This is a genomic window from Minwuia sp. (assembly GCF_048007105.1).
GTDB lineage: Bacteria > Pseudomonadota > Alphaproteobacteria > Minwuiales > Minwuiaceae > Minwuia.
Genome location: NZ_CP180352.1, coordinates 668358 through 689113, shown reverse-complemented (window position 1 = coordinate 689113; position 20756 = coordinate 668358). Strand labels below are relative to the sequence as shown.

General features: G+C 68.2%; 25 protein-coding genes. 21 read left to right on the top strand and 4 right to left on the bottom strand.

What is annotated here, in order from left to right:
- Positions 1–3 precede the first annotated feature (3 nt).
- From lptC to ACMVY4_RS03230, 7 genes are all read left to right on the top strand, one after another.
- Positions 4–666, top strand: coding sequence for an LPS export ABC transporter periplasmic protein LptC (gene lptC, locus ACMVY4_RS03260; RefSeq protein ID WP_416898766.1), 663 nt, complete (start codon positions 4–6; stop codon positions 664–666).
- Positions 663–1169 carry an LptA/OstA family protein gene (locus ACMVY4_RS03255; RefSeq protein ID WP_416898765.1) on the top strand — a complete coding sequence of 169 codons (507 nt, stop codon included), beginning with the start codon at positions 663–665 and terminating at the stop codon, positions 1167–1169. The genes lptC and ACMVY4_RS03255 overlap by 4 nt, the downstream gene beginning before the upstream one ends.
- Before the next feature lie 3 nt (positions 1170–1172).
- Complete coding sequence (gene lptB, locus ACMVY4_RS03250) at positions 1173–1958, top strand: LPS export ABC transporter ATP-binding protein (RefSeq protein WP_416898764.1); 786 nt, start codon at positions 1173–1175, stop codon at positions 1956–1958.
- A gap of 5 nt (positions 1959–1963) precedes the next feature.
- Complete coding sequence (gene rpoN / locus ACMVY4_RS03245) at positions 1964–3508, top strand: RNA polymerase factor sigma-54 (RefSeq protein WP_416898763.1); 1545 nt, start codon at positions 1964–1966, stop codon at positions 3506–3508.
- 109 nt (positions 3509–3617) lie between these two features.
- Positions 3618–4199: a ribosome hibernation-promoting factor, HPF/YfiA family gene (gene hpf / locus ACMVY4_RS03240; protein WP_416898762.1), complete on the top strand. Its 582-nt coding sequence runs from the start codon at positions 3618–3620 to the stop codon at positions 4197–4199.
- A gap of 56 nt (positions 4200–4255) precedes the next feature.
- Positions 4256–4720 (top strand): PTS IIA-like nitrogen regulatory protein PtsN, encoded by a 465-nt coding sequence (gene ptsN, locus ACMVY4_RS03235; protein WP_416898761.1) that lies wholly within the window; start codon positions 4256–4258, stop codon positions 4718–4720.
- A 20-nt stretch (positions 4721–4740) separates the two neighbouring features.
- A complete protein-coding gene (locus tag ACMVY4_RS03230; protein ID WP_416898760.1) occupies positions 4741–5736 on the top strand; it encodes a M23 family metallopeptidase in 996 nt (331 codons plus the stop codon).
- Positions 5737–5742: 6 nt separating this feature from the next.
- Here the strand turns inward: ACMVY4_RS03230 and ACMVY4_RS03225 are convergent, their stop codons facing one another.
- Positions 5743–6549 (bottom strand): phytanoyl-CoA dioxygenase family protein, encoded by an 807-nt coding sequence (locus ACMVY4_RS03225; RefSeq protein WP_416898759.1) that lies wholly within the window; start codon positions 6547–6549, stop codon positions 5743–5745.
- Positions 6550–6551: 2 nt separating this feature from the next.
- Positions 6552–6842, bottom strand: coding sequence for a putative quinol monooxygenase (locus tag ACMVY4_RS03220; protein WP_416898758.1), 291 nt, complete (start codon positions 6840–6842; stop codon positions 6552–6554).
- A 144-nt stretch (positions 6843–6986) separates the two neighbouring features.
- On the opposite strand from ACMVY4_RS03220, the gene ACMVY4_RS03215 reads away from it, so the two are divergent.
- From ACMVY4_RS03215 to ACMVY4_RS03165, 11 genes are all read left to right on the top strand, one after another.
- On the top strand, positions 6987–7778 hold the full coding sequence (locus ACMVY4_RS03215; RefSeq protein WP_416898757.1) for an ABC transporter permease: 792 nt from the start codon (positions 6987–6989) through the stop codon (positions 7776–7778).
- A 154-nt stretch (positions 7779–7932) separates the two neighbouring features.
- On the top strand, positions 7933–9120 hold the full coding sequence (locus tag ACMVY4_RS03210) for an aspartate aminotransferase family protein (RefSeq protein WP_416898756.1): 1188 nt from the start codon (positions 7933–7935) through the stop codon (positions 9118–9120).
- A complete protein-coding gene (gene argF, locus ACMVY4_RS03205; protein ID WP_416898755.1) occupies positions 9117–10049 on the top strand; it encodes an ornithine carbamoyltransferase in 933 nt (310 codons plus the stop codon). The genes ACMVY4_RS03210 and argF overlap by 4 nt, the downstream gene beginning before the upstream one ends.
- Complete coding sequence (locus ACMVY4_RS03200; RefSeq protein WP_416898754.1) at positions 10028–10909, top strand: Hsp33 family molecular chaperone HslO; 882 nt, start codon at positions 10028–10030, stop codon at positions 10907–10909. The genes argF and ACMVY4_RS03200 overlap by 22 nt, the downstream gene beginning before the upstream one ends.
- A complete protein-coding gene (locus tag ACMVY4_RS03195; protein ID WP_416898753.1) occupies positions 10906–11499 on the top strand; it encodes a hypothetical protein in 594 nt (197 codons plus the stop codon). The genes ACMVY4_RS03200 and ACMVY4_RS03195 overlap by 4 nt, the downstream gene beginning before the upstream one ends.
- Positions 11500–11545: 46 nt before the next feature.
- Positions 11546–12121 (top strand): CDP-diacylglycerol--glycerol-3-phosphate 3-phosphatidyltransferase, encoded by a 576-nt coding sequence (pgsA, locus tag ACMVY4_RS03190; protein WP_416898752.1) that lies wholly within the window; start codon positions 11546–11548, stop codon positions 12119–12121.
- The gene (gene mobB, locus ACMVY4_RS03185; RefSeq protein ID WP_416898751.1) at positions 12118–12615 is read left to right on the top strand and encodes a molybdopterin-guanine dinucleotide biosynthesis protein B; all 498 of its coding nucleotides are present in this window, start codon (positions 12118–12120) and stop codon (positions 12613–12615) included. Before pgsA ends, mobB begins: the two co-directional genes overlap by 4 nt.
- The gene (gene glp, locus ACMVY4_RS03180; RefSeq protein WP_416898750.1) at positions 12612–13862 is read left to right on the top strand and encodes a gephyrin-like molybdotransferase Glp; all 1251 of its coding nucleotides are present in this window, start codon (positions 12612–12614) and stop codon (positions 13860–13862) included. The genes mobB and glp overlap by 4 nt, the downstream gene beginning before the upstream one ends.
- Positions 13859–14122 (top strand): molybdopterin converting factor subunit 1, encoded by a 264-nt coding sequence (moaD, locus tag ACMVY4_RS03175; protein ID WP_416898749.1) that lies wholly within the window; start codon positions 13859–13861, stop codon positions 14120–14122. The genes glp and moaD overlap by 4 nt, the downstream gene beginning before the upstream one ends.
- Before the next feature lie 141 nt (positions 14123–14263).
- The gene (locus ACMVY4_RS03170) at positions 14264–14728 is read left to right on the top strand and encodes a molybdenum cofactor biosynthesis protein MoaE (protein WP_416898748.1); all 465 of its coding nucleotides are present in this window, start codon (positions 14264–14266) and stop codon (positions 14726–14728) included.
- On the top strand, positions 14725–15111 hold the full coding sequence (locus ACMVY4_RS03165; protein ID WP_416898747.1) for a VOC family protein: 387 nt from the start codon (positions 14725–14727) through the stop codon (positions 15109–15111). The genes ACMVY4_RS03170 and ACMVY4_RS03165 overlap by 4 nt, the downstream gene beginning before the upstream one ends.
- Positions 15112–15417: 306 nt before the next feature.
- On the opposite strand, the gene ACMVY4_RS03160 is transcribed toward ACMVY4_RS03165, so the two are convergent.
- Entirely contained in the window at positions 15418–16530 is a 1113-nt protein-coding gene (locus tag ACMVY4_RS03160; protein WP_416898746.1) for an S-(hydroxymethyl)glutathione dehydrogenase/class III alcohol dehydrogenase, read from the bottom strand.
- Between the two features lie 161 nt (positions 16531–16691).
- Between ACMVY4_RS03160 and ACMVY4_RS03155 the strand changes: the two genes are divergently transcribed.
- From ACMVY4_RS03155 to ACMVY4_RS03145, 3 genes are all read left to right on the top strand, one after another.
- Positions 16692–17447 (top strand): ImuA family protein, encoded by a 756-nt coding sequence (locus ACMVY4_RS03155; RefSeq protein ID WP_416898745.1) that lies wholly within the window; start codon positions 16692–16694, stop codon positions 17445–17447.
- 260 nt (positions 17448–17707) lie between these two features.
- Entirely contained in the window at positions 17708–18919 is a 1212-nt protein-coding gene (locus ACMVY4_RS03150; RefSeq protein ID WP_416898744.1) for a DUF6504 family protein, read from the top strand.
- Between the two features lie 131 nt (positions 18920–19050).
- Positions 19051–19242, top strand: coding sequence for a FitA-like ribbon-helix-helix domain-containing protein (locus tag ACMVY4_RS03145; RefSeq protein ID WP_416898743.1), 192 nt, complete (start codon positions 19051–19053; stop codon positions 19240–19242).
- A gap of 236 nt (positions 19243–19478) precedes the next feature.
- Here the strand turns inward: ACMVY4_RS03145 and ACMVY4_RS03140 are convergent, their stop codons facing one another.
- Positions 19479–20663 (bottom strand): aromatic ring-hydroxylating oxygenase subunit alpha, encoded by a 1185-nt coding sequence (locus tag ACMVY4_RS03140; RefSeq protein WP_416898742.1) that lies wholly within the window; start codon positions 20661–20663, stop codon positions 19479–19481.
- Positions 20664–20756: the final 93 nt, after the last annotated feature.

The window sequence follows — 20756 nt, the reverse complement described above, 5'->3', positions numbered from 1 at the left end:
GCTTTGAGCGCCGGCGAGGACATGGGCCGGGAAGGCCGCCGCTTCTCCATCGCGCCGCGGCACGAGCGGACGCAGGGCGCGACCGCCCGCCGCCGCCATCATGTGACGCTGATGAAATACGGCCTGTTCGGGGCGTCTCTGGCGCTGGTCGCCGCCATCGTGATCTGGCCGCAGGTCACCGAACGGCGCAACGGCCAGGCCATCGACTTCGCCGAGGTCGCCCGCTCGACGCCGAAATCGACCATGACCAACGCCCGCTTCGTCGGCGGCGCCAACCAGAACCTGAACGTGACCGCGACCCAGGTCGTGCAGGACTCCGATCAACCGTCGCTGGTGCACCTGACCAATCCCGAGGGCGACACCACCACCGACGACGGCATCTGGCTGCATCTGCAGGCGGACCGGGGGCAGTTCGACCGCGAGACCTCCATGATGACCCTGAACGGCGGCGTCTCGCTGCATTCGGACCGCGGCGAGGAGATGCACAGTTCGACCGCCACCTTCAATCTGGTGAAGGGCGAGGTCGAGGGCGGCGATCCGGTGCACGGCCACGGCCCGCTGGGCCGCTTCAGCGCCGATCGCTTCGCATTGCGTGACAATGGCCGCGTGCTCTTTCTGAGGGGAAATGTCAGACTCGTCATCGAACCCGGAGGCGTGAGCAGATGAGGAAGCTGTTGGCGGCGGTGCTGGCGGCGATGCTGGCCTTGCCCGCCCTTGCCCAGGATCTCGGGCGCGACCCCGATGCGCCGATCGAGATCGAGGCCGACAATCTGGAAGTGCGCCAGGACGACAATCTGGCCATCTTCACCGGCAATGTGGATGCGGTTCAGGGCCGGATGACCCTGACCACCGACGAGTTGCGCGTGACCTACCGCACCGACGGCAAGGGCGGTGGCGGCGCCGATGTCGGCGGCGCGATCTCGAAGCTGGAAGCGGTCGGCAATGTGGTGATCAATACAGCGGCCGAGCGCGCGACCGGCCGGCGCGGCGTCTACGACGTGGATGCCGGGATCATGCGGCTGGAAGGCGGCGTGCAGCTGTTTCGCGACGACAACGTGCTGACCGGCCAGACGCTGGTGATGAACCTCAATTCCGGCGTGTCGACCCTGGATGCCGGCAATACCGGCCGCGTGAAGGGCGTCTTCCGGCCCGAGCAGAAGACGAACTGAGCGATGGCGGAAGGCGGATTCAAAGCGCTGCACGTCGAATCCGAGGGGCCCCGGCTGGTCCACCGCAACAGCGGTCTGGTCGCCGCCAACCTGGGCAAGCGCTACAAGAAGCGCCCGGTGCTGCGCGACGTCTCGCTGCATGTCGACCGCGGTGAGGCGGTCGGGCTGCTGGGACCCAACGGCGCCGGCAAGACCACCTGCTTCTACATCATCACCGGCCTGATCAGCGCCGATTACGGCCAGATCAGCCTGGACGGGCACGACATCACGGCGCTGCCGATGTACCGCCGCGCGCGGCTCGGCATCGGCTACCTGCCGCAGGAGGCCTCGATCTTCCGCGGCCTGACCGTCGAGCAGAACATCCGCTCGGTGCTGGAGGTCTCGGAGAAGAGCCGCGACGTCCGCGAGCAGTTGCTGGAAGACCTGCTGGGCGAATTCAGCCTGTCGCATCTGCGCCGCACCCCCGCGGTGGCGCTGTCCGGCGGCGAGCGGCGGCGCGTCGAGATCGCCCGCGCGCTGGCGACGCGGCCGTCCTTCATGCTGCTCGACGAACCGCTGGCCGGTATCGATCCCATCGCGGTCGGCGAGATCCGCGATCTGGTCTTCCACCTGAAGGACCGCGGCCTGGGCGTGCTGATCACCGATCACAACGCCCGCGAGACGCTGGACCTGATCGACCGCGCCTACATCCTGCATGACGGCAGGGTGCTGACCGAGGGCACCTCGGACGAGATCGTCAATCATGACGATGTGCGCCGGGTCTATCTCGGCGACCGGTTCAGGATGTAGCCCCGATGTCGCTTGCACCCAGACTGGAGCTCCGACAAGGCCAGAGCCTGGTCATGACCCCACAGCTGCAGCAGGCGATCAAGCTGCTGCAGCTCAACAACATCGAACTCAGCGCCTTCGTCGAGCAGGAACTGGAGCGCAATCCGCTGCTGGAGCAGCCGGAAACCGACTCCGACGGCGCGGCCGAGGCGAAATCGGACAATTCGGACGGGTTCGGCGACGAACCGGTGAGCGAGATGTCGATGGACGGCGCCTCCTCGTCGGACGCCGAATCCTCACTGGACGCCTCCTATGACGACATCCACAGCGAGGACGGCGTTTCCGACCGGGCGGCGGGCGACAGCGGCGGCGCATCGGCCGCGGATGTCGGCGGCGGCGCGGGCTCGATCGGCTCGGGCGGATCGTCCAGCTTCGACGACATGGACCGCAGCCTCGAAGAGACGCTCTCCAACGAGCTTTCGCTGCGCGATCACCTGATGGCGCAGCTCAACATTGCGGTGCTGACGCCCACGGTCCGGGCGGTTGCGGCAGCCATCGTCGATTCGATCGATCCCGACGGCTATTTCCGCGAACCGCTGGAAGAACTGGCCGAGCGTCTGGGCTGTGCCCCCGACGATGCGGAGGCGGCGCTGGAGGCGGTGCAGGGGCTGGAGCCGACCGGCATCGGCGCCCGCGACCTCGCGGAATGCCTGGCGCTTCAACTGAAGGAGAACGACCGCTTCGACCCGGCCATGGCCGCCCTGGTGGCGCGGCTGGAGCTGCTGGGCAAGCAGGACTATCCGGCGCTGATGCGCGAATGCGGCGTCGATCAGGAGGACCTGATCGACATGGTGCGCGAGCTGAAGCGGCTTGATCCGCGCCCGGGCCTGCAGTTCGAGAGCGATTCGACACAGACCGCGGTGCCCGACGTGCTGCTGCGCCAGCAGGCCGACGGCGGCTGGGCCATCGAGCTCAACCCCGAGACCCTGCCCAAGGTGCTGGTCAACAACCGCTACTACACCGAGATCAGCGCGGTGACGAAGAAGGCGCAGGACAAGACCTATCTGACCGAGTGCTACAACAACGCCAACTGGCTGGTGAAGTCGCTGGAGCAACGGGCCAACACCATCATGAAGGTGGCGACCGAGCTGGTGCGCCAGCAGGACGGCTTCTTCGCCCACGGCGTGCAGTATCTCCGGCCGCTGAACCTGAAGACCATCGCCGACGCCATCGGCATGCACGAGAGCACGGTCAGCCGTGTGACCTCCAACAAGTATATCGGCACGCCCCGCGGCATCTTCGAGATGAAGTACTTCTTCACCGCCTCGATCCCCTCGACCGGCAGCGGCGAGGCGCACTCGGCCGAGGCGGTGCGGCACCGGATCAAGAATCTGATCGACGACGAGACGCCCAAGGCGGTGCTGTCGGACGACCGGATCGTGGAAATCCTGAAGGCGGACGGCATCGACATTGCCAGACGGACGGTGGCCAAATACCGCGAGGCCATGCGGATTCCGTCGTCGGTGCAGCGCCGGCGCATGAAGCGGATGCAGGTCGATATGGCGTCCTGAACCCGGCTTGACTTGCCGGGGGCGCCTACCTATGGTCCGCGCCGCTTCGAGGGCCGGCGTCGCCGGATGGCGCGATTTACGTTCAACAACCCGGCCAAGAAGGGGAACCATGCACATCACCGTACAGGGCAAGCACATCGACCTCGGCGACGCGCTGCCGCAGCGAGTCAACGAGCGTCTGGAAGCTGCCGTCGAGAAATATTTCGGCGACGCCATCGAAGGCGGCGCGACCTTCACCAAGGACGCCGGCGGCGTGCAGGTGGACTGCCAGATCCATGTCGGCCACGACATCTATCTGAAGAGCCGGGGCAGCGCGGGCGACGCGCACGCGGCCTTCGACGACGCGGCCGAGAAGATCGAGAAGCAGCTGCGCCGCTACAAGCGCCGCCTGCGCGACCATCACGCCGACCAGAAGCGCCGTGGCGCCTCGGCGGCCGCCCAGGCCTATGTTCTGGCGTCCGAAGCCCGCGATGACGACGAGGGCGAGGCGGCGACCTCGGGCGACAATCCGACGGTGATCGCGGAGACCCGGGATTACGTGCCGCTCTGCACGGTTTCCGACGCTGTGATGCGCATGGATCTGGCCGACCAGCCGGTGCTGATGTTCCGCAACATTGGCAATGACCGCCTGAATGTGGTTTATCGGCGGCCAGACGGACACATCGGCTGGATCGACCCCAGCGAAGGCTGAGACGCAGCGCCTGCTCCGCACCGCGTAGAGCGGCAACAACCCACAAGGTGAATGACGTGGATATCACGGATCTCCTGGAGCCCGAATCGGTCGTCTTCAATCTGAAGGCGGGCAGCAAGAAGCAGGTCCTGCAGGCCCTGGCCCGCCATGCGGCGGAAACGACGGGCCTGCACGAGCGGCTGATCTTCGACACGCTGCTGGAACGCGAGCGGCTGGGCACGACCGGCGTCGGCGACGGCGTCGCGATCCCGCACGGCCGGATCGGGGAAATCGACAGGATCAGCGGCCTGTTCGCGCGGCTGAAGGATCCGGTCGACTTCGATTCCGTGGACGGCAAGCCGGTCGATCTGCTGTTCCTGCTGCTGGCGCCGGCGCAGGCCGGTGCGGACCATCTGAAGGCGCTGTCCAAGATCTCGCGCCTGCTGCGCGACCGTGACAATTGCGAGAAACTCCGGGGCGCGAAATCCGCCGACGCCCTCTACGCGCTGCTGTCCAGCGGGGGCACCTCGCAGGCGGCCTGATCCTGACAAGGGAGAACGCCATGCGTTGGATTGCCGGCCTCCTCCTCTTCCTGACCTTCTTCCCGGGCGCGCCGGCCATGGCCGCCGATGCGCCGCGTCTCGGCCTGCCGGTGCAGTGCGAGATGGGGCGGGACTGCTTCATCCAGCAGTATTTCGACACCGATCCCGGACCGGGCGCCGCCGACTACACCTGCGGGCCGATGTCCTATGACGGCCACCGCGGCACCGACTTCCGCGTCCGCGACCGTCAGATGATGCGCGACGGCGTGCCCGTCATTGCCGCCGCCGACGGGGTCGTGGTCCAGACCCGGGACGGGATGGACGATGTCGACGTCTCGACCATCGGTCGGGAGTCGCTGCAGGGCAATGACTGCGGCAACCGGGTCGGACTCCGCCACGAGGGCGGCTGGCTGACCGACTACTGCCACCTGCGCAAGGGCTCCGTCGCCGTGGGCAAGGGCGACCGCGTCCGCAAGGGGGACGTCATCGGCAAGGTCGGCATGTCCGGCGCGGCCGAGTTTCCCCACGTCCACTTCTCGCTCTATGCCGGCCGGGAGATCATCGATCCGTTCCGCAGCCATCCGCCCGAGGTGCAGTGCGGCGAGACCCGCAGCACCTTCTGGGATCCCGCGCTGGCCCCGGTACTGGCCTACAGGCCCGGCGGCATTCTCGACGCCGGCCTCTTCAACCGGGCCGATCTGACCTGGGACGACGCAAAGGAAGGACGGGCGCGGCCCGAAACGCTGGAGCGCGACAGCGCAGCGCTGCTGATCTGGACGGTGATCTACGGCATCCGCAAGGACGACGTGCTGCAGCTGCGCATCACCGGACCCGACGGCGCCGAACTCTTCGCCAACCGTGTCGATCCCCATCCCAGGAACCAGGCCCAGGCCTTCCGCTTCTCCGGAAAGCGTCTCAGGGCGCCGCTGGCGCCGGGCCGGTATCAGGGCCTCGTGCAGCTGATCCGGGACGGACGGGTCTACGACGCGAAGGCCGTTTCCGCGGAGGTCCGCTGATCCGCGTCAGCCCGCTGTCCAGACCAGCGGAAACTGCTCGCTCTCGATCGGATCGCCGCCCTTCAGGGCCGGGTTCTTCAGCCCCGCATTCGGCCCGGCTCCGTCGAAATAGACCGCATCGTCGCCGCAGTAGCGCACCGTGTAGCCGCGCCGCCGCCGGTCGCCGCGCGTGTTGCCGCCGGCGTAGTGGACGGTCATGGCGTGGAAGGCGATGACATCGCCGGGCTTCATGTCCCAGGCCAGGATCTCGTAATCGCCGCGGTTCGCCTCGATGTCGGGCATGGTCTCGAAATCCTCGCCCCGGTCATAGGGCGCGCCGCCGGGCGCGAAGGGTTCGGGCTGGAACAAGCGGTCCCAGTCGTGCGACCCGGCGACGAATTCCAGCCGGCCGCTGTCGGCGGTGACCTCGTCCAGCGCCAGCCAGAAGCTCATCACCTGCCGGCCGCGCACCGGCCAGTAGGGCTGGTCGTTGTGCCAGCGGGTCGGCTGGTCGGCGCCGGGTTCCTTCACGAACAACTGGTCGTAGAACAGCTTCACGCGTTCGGCGCCCATGATTTCCGCCGCCATCGCCGGCAACGGGCTGTCGAAGCAGTAGGCGCGGAAGTCGGCATCGTTCTCCCAGATCCGGAGATTGCCGTGGAAGCGCTTGCCGTTGGGCAGGACGTAGCCGTGATGAAAGGGGCCCGGCGTCTCGATATCGCGCTCAATGGCGTCCGCGACGCGGTCCAGCCAGTCCGGGGACACCGCGCCCTCGATCAGGACGGCGCCATCGCGCCAGAAGGCGTCTACCCGGTCCTGGCCGACCGGGGGCATGCTCAGTAGGGGAGCGGGGCCAGGGTGCGGATCGCCGGCGGCTCCCGCAGCATCGGACCCATCTTGTCCATCAGGCCGGTTTCCGTGCGCCAGCCCATGTACTTCTGCTGGCTGGCGATCTCGTCCCAGACCTCATAGAGCACGATGCTCTTGTTCTTTTCGTCTGTGGCCGCCTGCAACGCCATGCAGCCCGCGTATTTCTCGGTATCCGGCAAGATCTCGGAAAAGCCGGTCTTCAGGGCTTCGAAGGCCTCGTCTGTGGCCTTGAATTCCAGGATAACGACGACAGCCATGAATCATTCCCCTCGTGAATCAATCTGCGCAGAGTAGCCCCATAAATTGCAAAGCGGTAGCACAGGGTTGCCGGGTCATCGAAATGGGCCTAGTTCTCCGGCAACGCCCTTGAGCCGACCCACAGGAAACGCCCGGCAGCACAGATGTATCCGACCCCCATCAAGGTCGGCCTGGTCAACTGGATCGGGCTCTGGACCCTTTACGCCAAGGAAGTGCAGCGCTTCATCAAGGTGGCCGGCCAGACCGTGTTCGCGCCCATCATCACGACGCTGCTGTTCCTTGCGATCTTCCAGCTGGCGCTTGGCGAGCAGCGCGGCGAGGTCGGCGGCGTGCCGTTCGAGGTCTTCCTCGCCCCCGGCCTCGTGATGATGGCGGTGACGCAGAACGCCTTCCAGAACGCGTCGTCGGCACTGCTGATCTCGAAGATCCAGGGCAATATCGTCGACCTGCTGATGCCGCCGCTCAGCCCGGCGGAGATGGTGGTCGCCTATGCGGGCGCGGCGGTGACCCGCGGTTTCGCGGTGGCGATCTGCGTCGTGGTGGCGATGGTCTTCTTCGTCGAGATCCCGTTCTGGTCGATCGCCTGGGCGGTGGTCTTCGTCTTCCTGGCGTCGTTGATGATGGGACTGATCGGCATCCTGACCGGTCTCTGGGCCGACAAGTTCGACCATATGGCGTTCATCACCAACTTCGTCATCACGCCGCTTGCTTTTCTCTCGGGCACCTTCTATTCGATCCACCGTCTGCCGGAATTTGCACAGGCGATCGCTTTCGTGAACCCGTTCTTCTACGCCATCGACGGTTTCCGCCATGCCCTGATCGGGCAGGGCGACACCTCGCTGTCGCTCGGCGCGGGTGTCCTGGCTGCGATCAATGTCGTGCTCGCATTCTGGACCTACCGTCTTGTCCGACGAGGATACAACCTCAAGGACTGACGCCGGAGACGGCCCGGTTTCCGGGCTTGACCGGACGGCAAGTCACCCTTAAACCCCCGCTTTTTCCCGCGCCGGTCGTATGCCGCTGGGGAAATGGGGAGTCCGTCAGACAGCTTTTTCACCTGACCTGAAACTTGCGCCTTTGGAGGCGAAGATGATCGAACCCGTAATGCCGACCTATGCCCGGATTGAACTCGACTTCGAGCGGGGAGAGGGTGCGTCCCTCTACACGGCCGACGGGCGACGCTATCTCGATTTCGGTTCCGGAATCGCCGTGACCCTGCTGGGCCACAGCCATCCGGCGCTGGTGAAGGCGGTTCAGGACCAGGCCGGCAAGCTCTGGCACGTCTCCAACCTCTACCAGATCGAGGGTCAGAAGAAGCTGGCGCGGAAGCTGACCGACAACACCTTTGCGGACACGGTCTTCTTCTGCAATTCGGGCGCCGAGGCGATGGAGGGCTGCATCAAGACGGCCCGGAAGTATCACAGCGCCAACGGTCATCCCGAGCGCTACCGGATCATCACCTTCGAGGGCGCCTTCCACGGCCGGACGCTGGCCACCATGGCCGCAGGCGGGCAGGAGAAGATCCTGGCCGGATTCGGGCCGAAGACCGACGGCTTCGATCAGGCGCCGTTCGGCGACCTGAAGGCCGCCGAGGCGCTGATCGGGCCGGAGACCGCGGCGATCCTGATCGAGCCTGTACAGGGAGAGGGCGGCATCCGCGAGGCCGACCGCGCCTTCCTGACGGGGCTCCGGCAGCTCTGCGACAAGCACGGCCTGCTGCTGCTGATGGATGAGGTCCAGACCGGCATGGGCCGTACGGGCAAGCTGTTCGCGCATCAGTGGACCGACATCGCGCCTGACGTCATGGGCGTGGCCAAGGGTATCGGCGGCGGTTTTCCGCTGGGCGCGTTCCTGGCCACCGAAGAGGCCGCGAAGGGCATGACCGCCGGTACGCACGGCACCACCTATGGCGGCAACCTGCTGGCCATGGCCGCCGGCAATGCGGTCGCCGACGTGGTGCTGGCCGACGGCTTCATGGACCGGGTGAACGAGGTCGCCAGCCGCTTCAAGCAGGGCCTGGCCGCCATCGTCGACCGCTATCCCGGCGTTGTGGAAGGCATCCGCGGCAAGGGCCTGCTGCTGGGTCTGAAATGCGTGGTGCCCAATGGCGAGGTCGTCACGGCCATGCGCGAGCAGCATCTGCTGACCGTGCCGGCCGGCGACAATGTGGTGCGTCTGCTGCCCCCGTTGACCGTGACCGACGAGGAGCTGGAGAAGGGCCTCGAGGCCATCGAATCCGCCTGCGCCCATCTCGCGGAGAAGGCCGGGGCGTCATGACCTCGGGCATCCATTTCCTCAGCATCGTGGATCAGCCGGTGGCCGCGCTCAGGGCCATGCTGAAGGACTCGCACGCCCGCAAGGCGGCGCGGGCGGGCTGGCCCAAGGCGCGCCCCGACGAGGACGGGCCGATGGCCGGCCGGCTGCTGGCGATGATCTTCGAGAAGCCGTCGACCCGGACCCGCGTCTCCTTCGACGCGGCGATGCGCCAGCTCGGCGGTCAAACAACGATCCTGAATGCGGGCGAACTGCAACTCGGCCGCGGCGAGACCATCGGCGACACGGCCCGGGTCCTGTCGGGCTATTGCGACGCCATCATGTTGCGCACCTTCGACCAGGCCAATCTGGACGAACTGGCCTCATACGCCACCGTGCCGGTGATCAACGGGCTGTCGGATTCCGGCCACCCGTGCCAGCTGATGGCCGACCTGCTGACCATCGAGGAGCACCGCGGCGACCTGACCGGCCAGGTGATCGCCTGGTGCGGCGACGGCAACAACATGGCCAACAGCTGGATCGAGGGCGCGGCCAAGTTCGGCTATCGCCTGCGCCTCGCCTGCCCGGAAGGGCTGGAGCCCGATCCCCGCACGCTGAAGGCGGCGGTGGCGGCGGGCGCCGATATCATCGTCACCCAGGACCCCAGGGCGGCCGTCGAAGGCGCCGATGTCGTCGTCACGGACACCTGGGTGTCGATGGGCGACGACGCGGCGGACCGCCACAACCGGCTGGCGCCCTATCAGGTTGACAGCGAACTGATGGGCTGCGCGGGTAAGGATGCGATCTTCATGCATTGCCTGCCGGCGCACCGGGGCGAGGAGGTCACGCCGGACGTCATCGACGGGCCACAGTCGGTGGTGTTCCAGCAGGCGGAGAACAGGGTCCACGCCCAGAAAGGCATCCTGAACCATTGTCTGAAACCGACAATCTGATCCAGCCGTTCCACCTCAACGGACGCGAAGTGCGCGGACGCATTGTCCGCATGGGCGGCCTGGCCCACGACATCATCAGCCGCCATGCGCTGGAACCGGCGCCCGCCGCCCTGCTGGGCGAGGCGCTGGCGCTGGCGTCGATGGTCGGCTCGGCGCTGAATTTCGACGGCGTCTTCACCATGCAGACCGACGGCGACGGGCCGGCCGGGCTGATCGTCTGCGACTACCGCAGCCGGGGCGATCTGCGCGGCTATGTCCGGGTGAAGGAAGTCGACGATCCCAAGGGCGCGGGCGGCACGCTGCTCGGCCGCGGCAGCATGGCGCTGACCATCGACCGCGAAGGCGACGGCCAGCGCTATCAGGGCGTGGTCGAACTGCAGGGCGACGACCTGTCGGGCTGTGTCGAGCACTATTTCCGGCAGTCCGAGCAGATCCCGACCCTGTTCCGCGCGGTCTGCGGCCATGGCCCGGACGGGCGCTGGCGGGTCGGCGGGCTGATGCTTCAGTCCCTGCCGAAGGACCGCGACGAGGACAAGGCGGCCGAGGACTGGAATACCGCCGAAACCCTGGCGCGCACGGTCAAGGCGCAGGAACTGCTGGACCTGTCGCTGCCGGCGAAGGATTTGCTGTACCGGCTGTTCCACGAAGATGGCGTCTGGGTCCACGATCCCGAACCGCTGCACGACCGCTGCACCTGTTCGGCCGAACGGGTGGTCGAGGTCGTCCAGCGCTTCCCCGTCGAGGAGATCGAGGACCTGGTGGACGAATCGGGTAAGGTGTCCGTGACCTGCAAGTTCTGCTCGCGCACCTACGGGTTCGAGCCGTACGAACTGACGCGAGGCGGCGAAGGGATGGCATGATCATCGGGCGGCGCGGTTTTCTGATTTCGGGCGCGAGCCTGGTTCTCGCGGCCTGCGCCGGCAAGCCGCCGCCGGATCCGCCCTCGGCGCCGAAGATCACCTTCGCGCACCGTCCGAAGCTGGTGTTCGGCGTGGGGCTGGTGGACATCCAGCAGCCTTTCGTCTCGCCGGGCCGCCCGCCCAATGTCGAGCATCTGTTGCCGAACACGCCGGCACAGGTGGCCGAGCGCTGGGCCCGCGACCGTGTCGCGGCGGATGGCAGCAGCGGTTTCGTGCGCTACAGCATTCTGGACGCGTCGATCGTCGCCAACACGCTGGAGACCGACAAGTCGCTGAGCGGGTTCTTCAAGAACCAGAACGACGTCCGCTATGACGGTCGCATCCAGGTCCGGATCGACGTGCAGAGCGACGCCGGCACCGGCTTCGCCGAGGGCATCGTCACCCGCAGCCAGACCGCGACCGAGGAACTGTCGCTGAACGAGCGCGATCTGCTGCTGATCGAGTTCGTCGAGGGCATGGGCCGCGACCTCGACCTGCGGCTGGAGAACGAGATCCGCGCCAGCCTGACGCGCTTCCTGCTGCCCGGCTGAGCGGCGGCGCTTTTCCGCCATCGCCGCGTCGGCTACGACTATGCGCATGAGCGTTCCCGAACGAGCCACCGGCGTGAAGGGGCAGGTGCCCAACCTGCTGACGGGCTTCCGCATTGCCGTTATCCCGCTGCTGATCCTGGCCTTCTACCTGGATCCGCCATGGTCGGACTGGCTGCCGCTGATCCTGTTCGTGCTGGCCTCGGTGACCGACTTCCTCGACGGGGCGCTGGCCCGGGCCTGGAACGCCGGATCGAAGCTGGGCCAGTTCATGGACCCCATCGCCGACAAGCTGCTGGTCGTCGCCGTCATCCTGATGCTGGCGGTCACCGGCGACATTGCCGGCATCCATGTGGTTCCGGCCATCGCCATCCTCTGCCGGGAGATGTTCGTCTCGGGGCTGAGGGAGTTTCTCGCCTTCCGGCGCGTCGAACTGCCGGTGACGAAGCTCGCCAAGTGGAAGACCGCAGCGCAGATGGCGGCGCTGACGGTTCTGCTGCTGCCGTTCCCCGAGGCCGGAATGCCCGGCCTGATCCTGTTCTGGATCGCGGCGGCGCTGGCGCTGCAGACCGGCTGGGCCTATTTCGCCACGGCCATGCCGCATCTCCGCGAGGACGGGCAGTGAAGGTGCTCGGTCTGGCCGGCTGGAGCGGGTCCGGCAAGACGACCCTGATGGTGCGGCTGATCCCGGCGCTGAAGGCGCGGGGGCTGACGGTGTCCACGGTCAAGCATGCCCACCACCGCTTCGACGTGGATACGCCGGGCAAGGATTCCTTCCGTCACCGGGAAGCCGGGGCCGAAGAGGTGCTGGTCGCCTCCGCCCACCGCTTCGCCCTGATGCGGGAACTGCGCGGCGCCCCCGAGCCGGACCTGGCGGACCTGCTGGAGAAGCTCTCGCCCGTCGATCTGGTGCTGGTCGAAGGCTTCAAGCGCGAGGGCCACGCCAAGATCGAGGTCCACCGCGGCGCCAACGGCAAGCCGCCGCTCTACCCCGACGATGACCGCATCATCGCCGTCGCCACGGACATCGATCTCGACACCGGCTGCCTGCCGCGGCTGGACCTGAACGATGTCGAAGCCATATCCGGTTTTGCGGCGGACTTCGCGAGGCGGTCATGAGCCAGATCACCGACGACTGCTTCGCCTTCGGCGGCCCGCTGTTGCGGGCGGACGAGGCGCTGCGGATCATTGCCGAGCGCACCCCGGCGGTGACGGGTCAGGAATTGCGCGCCCTGGCGGAGGCGGCTGGCCACGCGCTGGCCTCCGATATCCGCGCGCGCAGTCCCTCGCCGCCGCACGACAACGCCGCCGTCGACGGCTACGCCTTCCGCGGCGAGGATCTGTCCGCTGACAGCGAGACGGTGCTGACCGTCGCCGGACGGGCCGCGGCCGGTCATCCGCATGTCGAGCCGGTCGCCGGGGGGCAGGCCGTCCGCATCTTTACCGGCGCGCCGATGCCGCGCGGGGCCGACACGGTGGTCATGCAGGAAGACATCCGTCTGGAGGGCGAACGGCTGATCGTCCCGCCGGGGCTGAAGGCCGGGGCGAACCGGCGGAAGCGCGGCGAGGACATCACGGCAGGCCGGACGCTGCTGGCCGCGGGCCGGCGCATCGGACCGGCCGAACTGGCGCTCGCGGCTGCGGGCGGACTGGACCGGCTGCCGGTGCACCGGCGTGCCTCGGTTGCGGTCGTTTCCACCGGCGACGAGATCACGGCGGCCGGATCGCCGCTGGCGCCCGGCTCCGTCTATGACGCCAACGCGCCGATGCTGATGGCGATGCTGGGCCGTCTTGGCGTCGAGGCCCGCCATCTCGGTATCGTCCGCGACGACCGCAAGGCGACGCTGGAGGCGCTCGCCGAGGCCGCCGAGGCCGACCTGGTCATCACCTCCGGCGGCGCGTCCACCGGCGATGAGGACCATGTCCGCGCCGCCGTGGCCGAGCTGGGGGCGGTGCATCTCTGGCGGCTGGCGGTGAAGCCCGGCCGGCCGCTCGCCTTCGGCCATGTCCGCGGCACGGCCTTCGTCGGGCTGCCGGGCAATCCGGTGGCCGTGATGGCCTGCTTCCTGATGTTCGTCCGCCCGCTGATCGACCGGCTGGAGGGCGCCGCGCCTGTCCCGCTCCGGCGCTGGCCGGTCCGCGCCGGCTTCAGCGCGACGTCCAAGCCGGACCGGCTGGAATGGCTGCGCGGCACGCTGTCGGTGAAGGGGGGCGAACTCGTCGCCAACCGCTATCCGAAACAGGGTTCGGGCATCGTTCACTCCCTGACCGACAGCGACGGGCTGATCGAGATCCCCGAGGAGATGACGGCCATCGCCGAGGGCGATAGGTTGGGCTTCATTTCCTTCCGGGAGGCGCTGGCTTGAAACTGCTCTACTTCGCCTGGGTCCGCGAGCGCATCGGCGTGCACGAGGAAGATTACGCCCTGCCCGACGGCGTCGGCACGGTCGCCGGGCTGATCGCGCATCTGGCGGCCCGCGGCGACGGTTACGCCCGCGCCTTCGCCGATCCGGCGCAGATCCGCGCCGCGGTGAACCAGGAGACGGCGCACATGTCGGACGCGGTCGCCGACGGCGACGAGGTGGCCTTCTTTCCGCCGATGACGGGTGGGCGCGGACATGATTGAAAAGCGAAATTCTGTCATGCCCGCTTCATGCGGGCATCCGGTCAGTCAGATACTTGCGGCGAAGCCGCACCGGACCCCCGCACAAGGCGGGGGTGACAACAGGGTGCCGGTTTCGGTCCGGCGATTGGCTCGGATCAGCCGATGACGGTTTCCGTCCAGCGCGAGGATTTCGATCCGGCCGCCGAACAGGCGGCGATGCTGGACGGCCGCGTCGACGTCGGCGGCATCGTCAGCTTCATCGGACTGGTGCGGGATTTTTCCGACGGGCGCGGGGTCGGTGCGCTGACCCTGGAGCATTATCCCGGCATGACCGAGAGGATGCTGGAGAAGATCGAGGCCGAGGCCCGGGACCGTTTCGACGTGCAGGCGACCCGAATCGTCCATCGCTATGGCCGCATGGCGCCGGGCGAGCGGATCGTGCTGGTGCTGGCCGCCTCGGCGCACCGGGGCGAGGCCTTCCGGGCCTGCGAGTTCCTGATCGACTGGCTGAAGACGAAGGCGCCGTTCTGGAAGGTCGAGGACACCGACAGCGGCGCCGAATGGGTCGAGGCGCGCGACAGCGACGACGATGCCACGGCCCGCTGGGAAAACGGGGAATTGGGATGACCGGCAGCGGAGCGAAGGTGCTCGGCCATCATCATGTGCTGGCCGTCGCGGACGTCGCCGAGTCCGCGCGCTGGTGGATCGAGGTGATGGGCTTCGAGCTCTGGATGGCGCCTGACGGCTGGAAGTTCGTCCGCCGCGGCAACTGCGCCATCATGATGGGCGAGTGTCCGGACGCCATTCCGGTGAAGGACCTCGGCGACCATCAGTATTTCGCCTATTTCGAGCTCGACGACGTCGACGCCTACCACGCCGAGATCCGCGATCGCTGCGAGGGCATCCTGTTCGGTCCGCAGGACCAGCCCTGGGGCATGCGGGAGATGCACGTCCGCAGCCCGGAAGGGCACCGCATGATCTTCGCCCACGATCTGGAACGCGCCGGCTGATCAACTGTTACTGTGGCGCCTTGGACCTGATTCAAGGGCCCATGCCTGAACGGACATGGCCGGCGGCAGCCGAAGCGCTCCGGAATGGGTCCCGGGTCAGGCCCGGGACACGGGGTAGACGAACGCCGCCGCTGTTTCTGCTTTCGGAACCCCGTTCACGCCGGGGGCGGGTCTTGATCCGAAGGCCTCCGGATCAGGACGCACACCCAAGCTGTCTTGCCCGCTTCATGCGGGCATCCGGTCAGTCGGATACTTGCGGCGAAGCCGCACCGGACCCCCGCACAAGGCGGGGGTGACAGACAGTGTTCAGAACGTCACCACGCTGCGGATCGATTCGCCGGCATGCATCAGGTCGAAGCCCTCGTTGATCTTCTCGAAGGGCAGGACATGGGTGATCAGATCGTCGATGTTGATCTTGCCGTCCATGTACCAGTCGACGATCTGCGGCACCTGGGTGCGGCCCTTGGCGCCGCCGAAGGCGGTGCCGCGCCAGAGCCGGCCGGTGACCAGCTGGAACGGGCGCGTCGAGATCTCCTGGCCCGCGCCGGCCACGCCGATGATGACGCTCTCGCCCCAGCCCTTGTGGCAGCATTCCAGCGCCTGGCGCATGACCTCGACATTGCCGATGCATTCGAAGCTGTAGTCCGCGCCGCCCTTCGTCAGTTCGACCACGGCGTCGACCACCTTGTCGCGCCCGACCTCGTCCGGGTTGACGAAATGGGTCATGCCGAAATGGCGGCCGATCTTCTCGCGTTCCGGGTTCAGGTCGATGCCGACGATGCGGTCCGCGCCGACCATGCGCAGGCCCTGGATCACGTTCAGGCCGATGCCGCCCAGGCCGAAGACGGCGCAGTTGGTGCCGGGCTCGACCTTGGCCGTGTTGATCACCGCGCCGATGCCGGTGGTGACGCCGCAGCCGATGTAGCAGACCTTCTCGAACGGCGCGTCCTCGCGGATCTTCGCCAGCGCGATCTCCGGCACCACGGTGAAGTTGGAGAAGGTCGACGTGCCCATGTAGTGGAAGATGGTGTCGCCGCCTTTCGAGAACCGGCTGGTGCCGTCGGGCATCAGGCCCTGGCCCTGGGTGACGCGGATCGCCTGGCAGAGATTGGTCTTGCCCGAGAGGCAGTATTCGCACTGGCGGCATTCGGGCGTGTAGAGCGGGATGACGTGATCGCCCTTCTTCAGCGTCGTGACGCCGGGGCCGGTGTCGACCACCACGCCCGCGCCCTCATGGCCCAGAATGGCGGGAAAGATGCCTTCCGGGTCGGCGCCCGAGAGCGTGAATTCGTCGGTGTGGCAGATGCCGGTGGCCTTGATCTCGACCAGCACCTCGCCGGCCTTCGGCCCGTCCAGATTGACCGTGGTGAGCTCCAGCGGCTTGCCCGCCTCGACTGCAACGGCTGCCTTCGTTTCCATATCCCGCTCCCCTCGTCCGGTACCTGTGCTGGGGGGATGCTATGGGCCATGGCCGGACCTGTCCATGTTGGAGGCGGCATGCGGCGTCGCTTTGACTCGGGCGTTCCGTTCTGATAGAACAAAAACAGAACAAATGGAACGAATTGGATGGAGCGGCGGACATGGTCGCGTTTCGGAGTATCGAGAAATCCAGCCTGACCCCGGCGGCGGACGGCCCTGCGGCGGCGATGCTGGACAGTCTGCGCGGCCGGGTCGCGGGGCTGGAGGCCGGCCCAGCGGACGCGGCGCTGGAGGTCATGTCCACCGGTGTCGAGGCGGTTGACCGGGCGCTGCCGTGGGGCGGGCTGCCGGTGCACGGACTGCACGAGATCGCGGGCTGGAAGGAGACGGATCTGGCGCTGGCCTTCGCCGCGCGGCTGCTGGCCCGGGAGGGCGAGACCCGGCCCTTCCTCTGGTGCCAGAGCGCCATGGGCGCGGACGAGCGCGGGCGGCTTTATGGCCCAGGCCTGGCGGCGCGCGGGCTGGACCCGTCGCGGTTCCTCTTCGTCACCGCACGGCGGGAGAAGGAGGCGCTCTGGGCGATGGAGGAGGCGCTGACTTCCGGCGCGGTGGCCGGGGTTGCCGGGGAGATCGAGGCGCTCGGCATGACCGAGACGCGCAGGCTGCAGCTGGCCGCGATGAAGGGCGGCGCGATGGCGCTGGTGCTGCGTGGCCCGGTCGGCGACCGCGCCCCGGCGGCAGCGCTGACGCGGTGGCGGGCGGAGCCTGCGGAAACCGCGCAGCGCGGTTTCCCCTTTCTCTCTCGCTCTGGCGCGTGCGGGGCGGCCTGTCCCGCCAACTGGATGGTGGAACAGGATGCAGAAACGTTTCATCTCGCTCTGGCTCCCGCTCTGGCCGACCGACCGGCTCGGGCGTGACCGGCGGGGCGATCTCCCCGCCGATCCGGCGCTGGCGCTGACCCATGCGGTGCAGGGCGGGGTGCGCATCCAGGCCGCCACCGCCGCCGCACGCCGCGCCGGGATCGAGCCGGGTATGACGCTGGCCGATGCCCGCGCGCTGCTGCCCGGGCTGATCACCGAACCCGCGGACCCGGCGGCGGACGCCGAGGCTCTCGCCACCCTGACCCGCTGGTGCTGGCCGCTACAGCCCCTGGACCGCGGTGGATGGCGCGGACGGGGTGATCGTCGAATCCAGCGGCTGCGACCATCTCTTCGGCGGCGAGGTGGCGCTGCTGGACGACATCCGCAGCCGTCTCGGCCGCGCCGGCATCACGGTCCGCGCCGGGCTGGCCGACACGCCGGCGGCGGCCTGGGCGCTGGCCCGCTTCGGCGGCGACGATCCGGCCGGCCGCATCGCCCCGCCCGGCGGCGCCATGGTGAAGCTGGCGCCGCTGCCCGTGACCGCGCTCCGCCTGGAACCGGAAACGGTGGAGGGGCTGATGCGGCTGGGCGTGAAGCGGATCGGCGAGCTCTACCGCATGCCGCGGCAGAATTTGAGCCGCCGCTTCGGCACCGAAGCGCTCAGGCGTCTCGACAAGGCGCTGGGGCGAAGCGGCGATCCGATCTCGCCCATGCTGCCCAGCCCGGAATTCCGCGTGCGGCTCGATTTCGGCGAACCCATCGGCAAGCCCGAAGATATCGCGCTGGCCGCCGGACGGCTGATCGAGCGGCTGGCCCGCTGGCTGGCGCAGGAACGGCGCGGCGCCGACCGGCTCGACCTCGCCGCCTATCTGGCCGATGGCGGGGTCTCGGTGCTCAGCGTCCGCTGCGCCCGTGCGATGCGCGACGCCGCCCACTGGGAACGCCTGTTCGCGGAGAAGCTGGAGGGGCTGGACCCCGGCTTCGGCATCGACGCCCTGATCCTGGCCGCGCCGCGCACCGCGCCGCTGGCCGCCGTCGAACCCCGCCTGGACCGCCAGCGCGTCAGCCCCGACCAGATCACGCGGCTGGTGGACCGGCTGCGCAACCGTCTCGGCCCGGACAGCGTGGCGGTGCTGAAACCCGCCGACAGCCACATCCCCGAACGCGCCGAGACCCGCGCCCTGCCCGATGCGGCGCTCAGGGTGGAAAGCTGGCCCCGGATCGCGCTGCGGCCGCCGCGGCTGCTGGCCCGGCCCGAACCGGTGGAGGCGGTGGCCGAGACCCCGGACCACCCGCCCCGGCAGTTCCGCTGGCGGCGCATGACACACCGCGTCGCCGCCGCCGAGGGACCGGAGCGGATCGCGCCGGAATGGTGGCGGGAGATGGCTGCACCCGAACGCGAGGCGGCGGCGACCCGCGACTATTTCCGCGTCGAATGCGCCGAGGGGCGCGGCTTCTGGCTCTACCGGGAAGGGCTCTACGGCGCCGATGGCGCGGCCCCCCGCTGGTTCATGCACGGACTGTTTTAGAGCGAAACCCCGTTTGATCGAAGCACGATCAAACGGGGTTTCGCAGCTCGCGCAGGCTTCTGCGTTTCTTGGAACAGCAGTTGATCATTCGATCAAATGCTGTTCCGCCCCAAAAGCGAAGGAGAGAGACGATGGCGACGGTGACGATCCGCAGGCTGGACGATCAGGTAATGGCGCAGCTCAAGCGCCGGGCGCGGCTGCAGGGCCGCTCGCTGGAGGCGGAACTGCGCGAGATCCTGATGGCCGCCGCGGCGCAGGACATGACCCCCGCCGACAAGTGGGCGCTCTTCGAACGCCTCGCCGACGGCCGCGCGGCGGCGTGAACAGCCCTTGCCGCTGACTTGGAAGGCCCTCCCCCTCGGAGGGGGAGGGTTGGGTGGGGGTGGGAGCGGTTCGGAAACCGCCCGCCTGGGTGCGTTGCCCGATACCGGAGCAATGCGGGCTGGGTCGGCCAGGCGGGCGGCTCAGCCCTTGCCGGATATGCCGCAGCCGCGATGCGTGCCGGCCGGACCCGTGATCCCGGGGTGTCCCGGGATCACACCACGCAGCGCGGTTTCGGTTACGCCCCCAGCAGCTTCTCCGCAGTCCAGGCGTGGAAGTCGCGGGTGGTGGCCTCCAGCACCGGGGTGAGCACGCCGCCGTCGAAGGCGGGCGAATGCCGCCCGGCCTGCATGCGCTGGACCGGGTCGATGTCTTCCTCGAAGACGCCGCGCCAGAGCCGCGTGTTGGCCTCGCGCAGGCCGGCGAAGGACGCGCCCGCTGCCGCCTCCTCGGTGAAGTAGCCGATCCGCACCCGCTCCAGCGTCCGTTCCTGCCCCTGCGGGATCAGCAGGATGCCGTACCAGTGGTCGGCATGGATGGCGTAGAGCAGGTTGGGGTAGACGGCGATGTATTCGGCCCGGGTCCGCCAGTAGTCGGACAGCCCCTCCACCTTGGGGAAGCCGCGGTTCTCCGGGTCCAGCGCCGGACTGTAGACCAGGCTGATCTGGCCGGCATGGCCCGCGCCGCCATGAATCAGTTCGTGATCCTCGATCCGCGAATAGCTGTTCAGGCCCGGATGGATCGACGGCAGGTGATAGCTCTCCAGATAGTTCTCGACCGCCAGCTTCCAGTTGCAGTTCACCGTCAGCTCGAAGGTGCTGTCGCCGCCGCCGCCCAGAAAGGCTGCGCCGCCGAAATCGCGCCAGCGCGCCGACATCTCCGCAAAGGCGTCGCCGATCTCGGGCGCCGCGCCGCTCAGATCGGCGAAGACCACGCCGAACCAGACCGCCGAGCGGATCTCGACCAGACCCAGATCGTCGTTCACGACGGCCTCGTGGCGGTCGATGCCGACGCCGCCGGCGTGGGGCGTGCGGTCCAGCGCGCCATCCAGCCTGTAGCACCAGGCGTGATAGGGGCAGCGGATCACCGAACCGGTACGTCCGGGCCTGTCGACGAGTTTCAGCCCACGATGACGGCAGACATTGTGAAAGACCCGCAGCCCGCCCGCCCTGTCGCGGACCATCAGCAGCGGGAGTCCGGCAACGTCGACCGGCATCATCGACCCCTTGCGCGGCACATCGGCCTCGAAGCCGATGGCGATCCAGCCGCCGCGCCAGATGGCGTCGCGCTCGGCGCGGTCGAATCCCGGGTCGACATAGGCCGCGTTGGGCAGCGCCGCGGTCAGGTTGCGCCGTTCGGCGACCCGCCTGAGCTGGCCCGTCAGTTCGTCGGAAAGCACTGCATTCGGAAAACCACTGTCCATGATAGCCACCCCATGAACCCCAGAATGCACCGAGATTAGGGCCGTGGCCCGGCAATCGGTGCGCCGGAAACCGGCAGGGCTTGTTTCACCCGC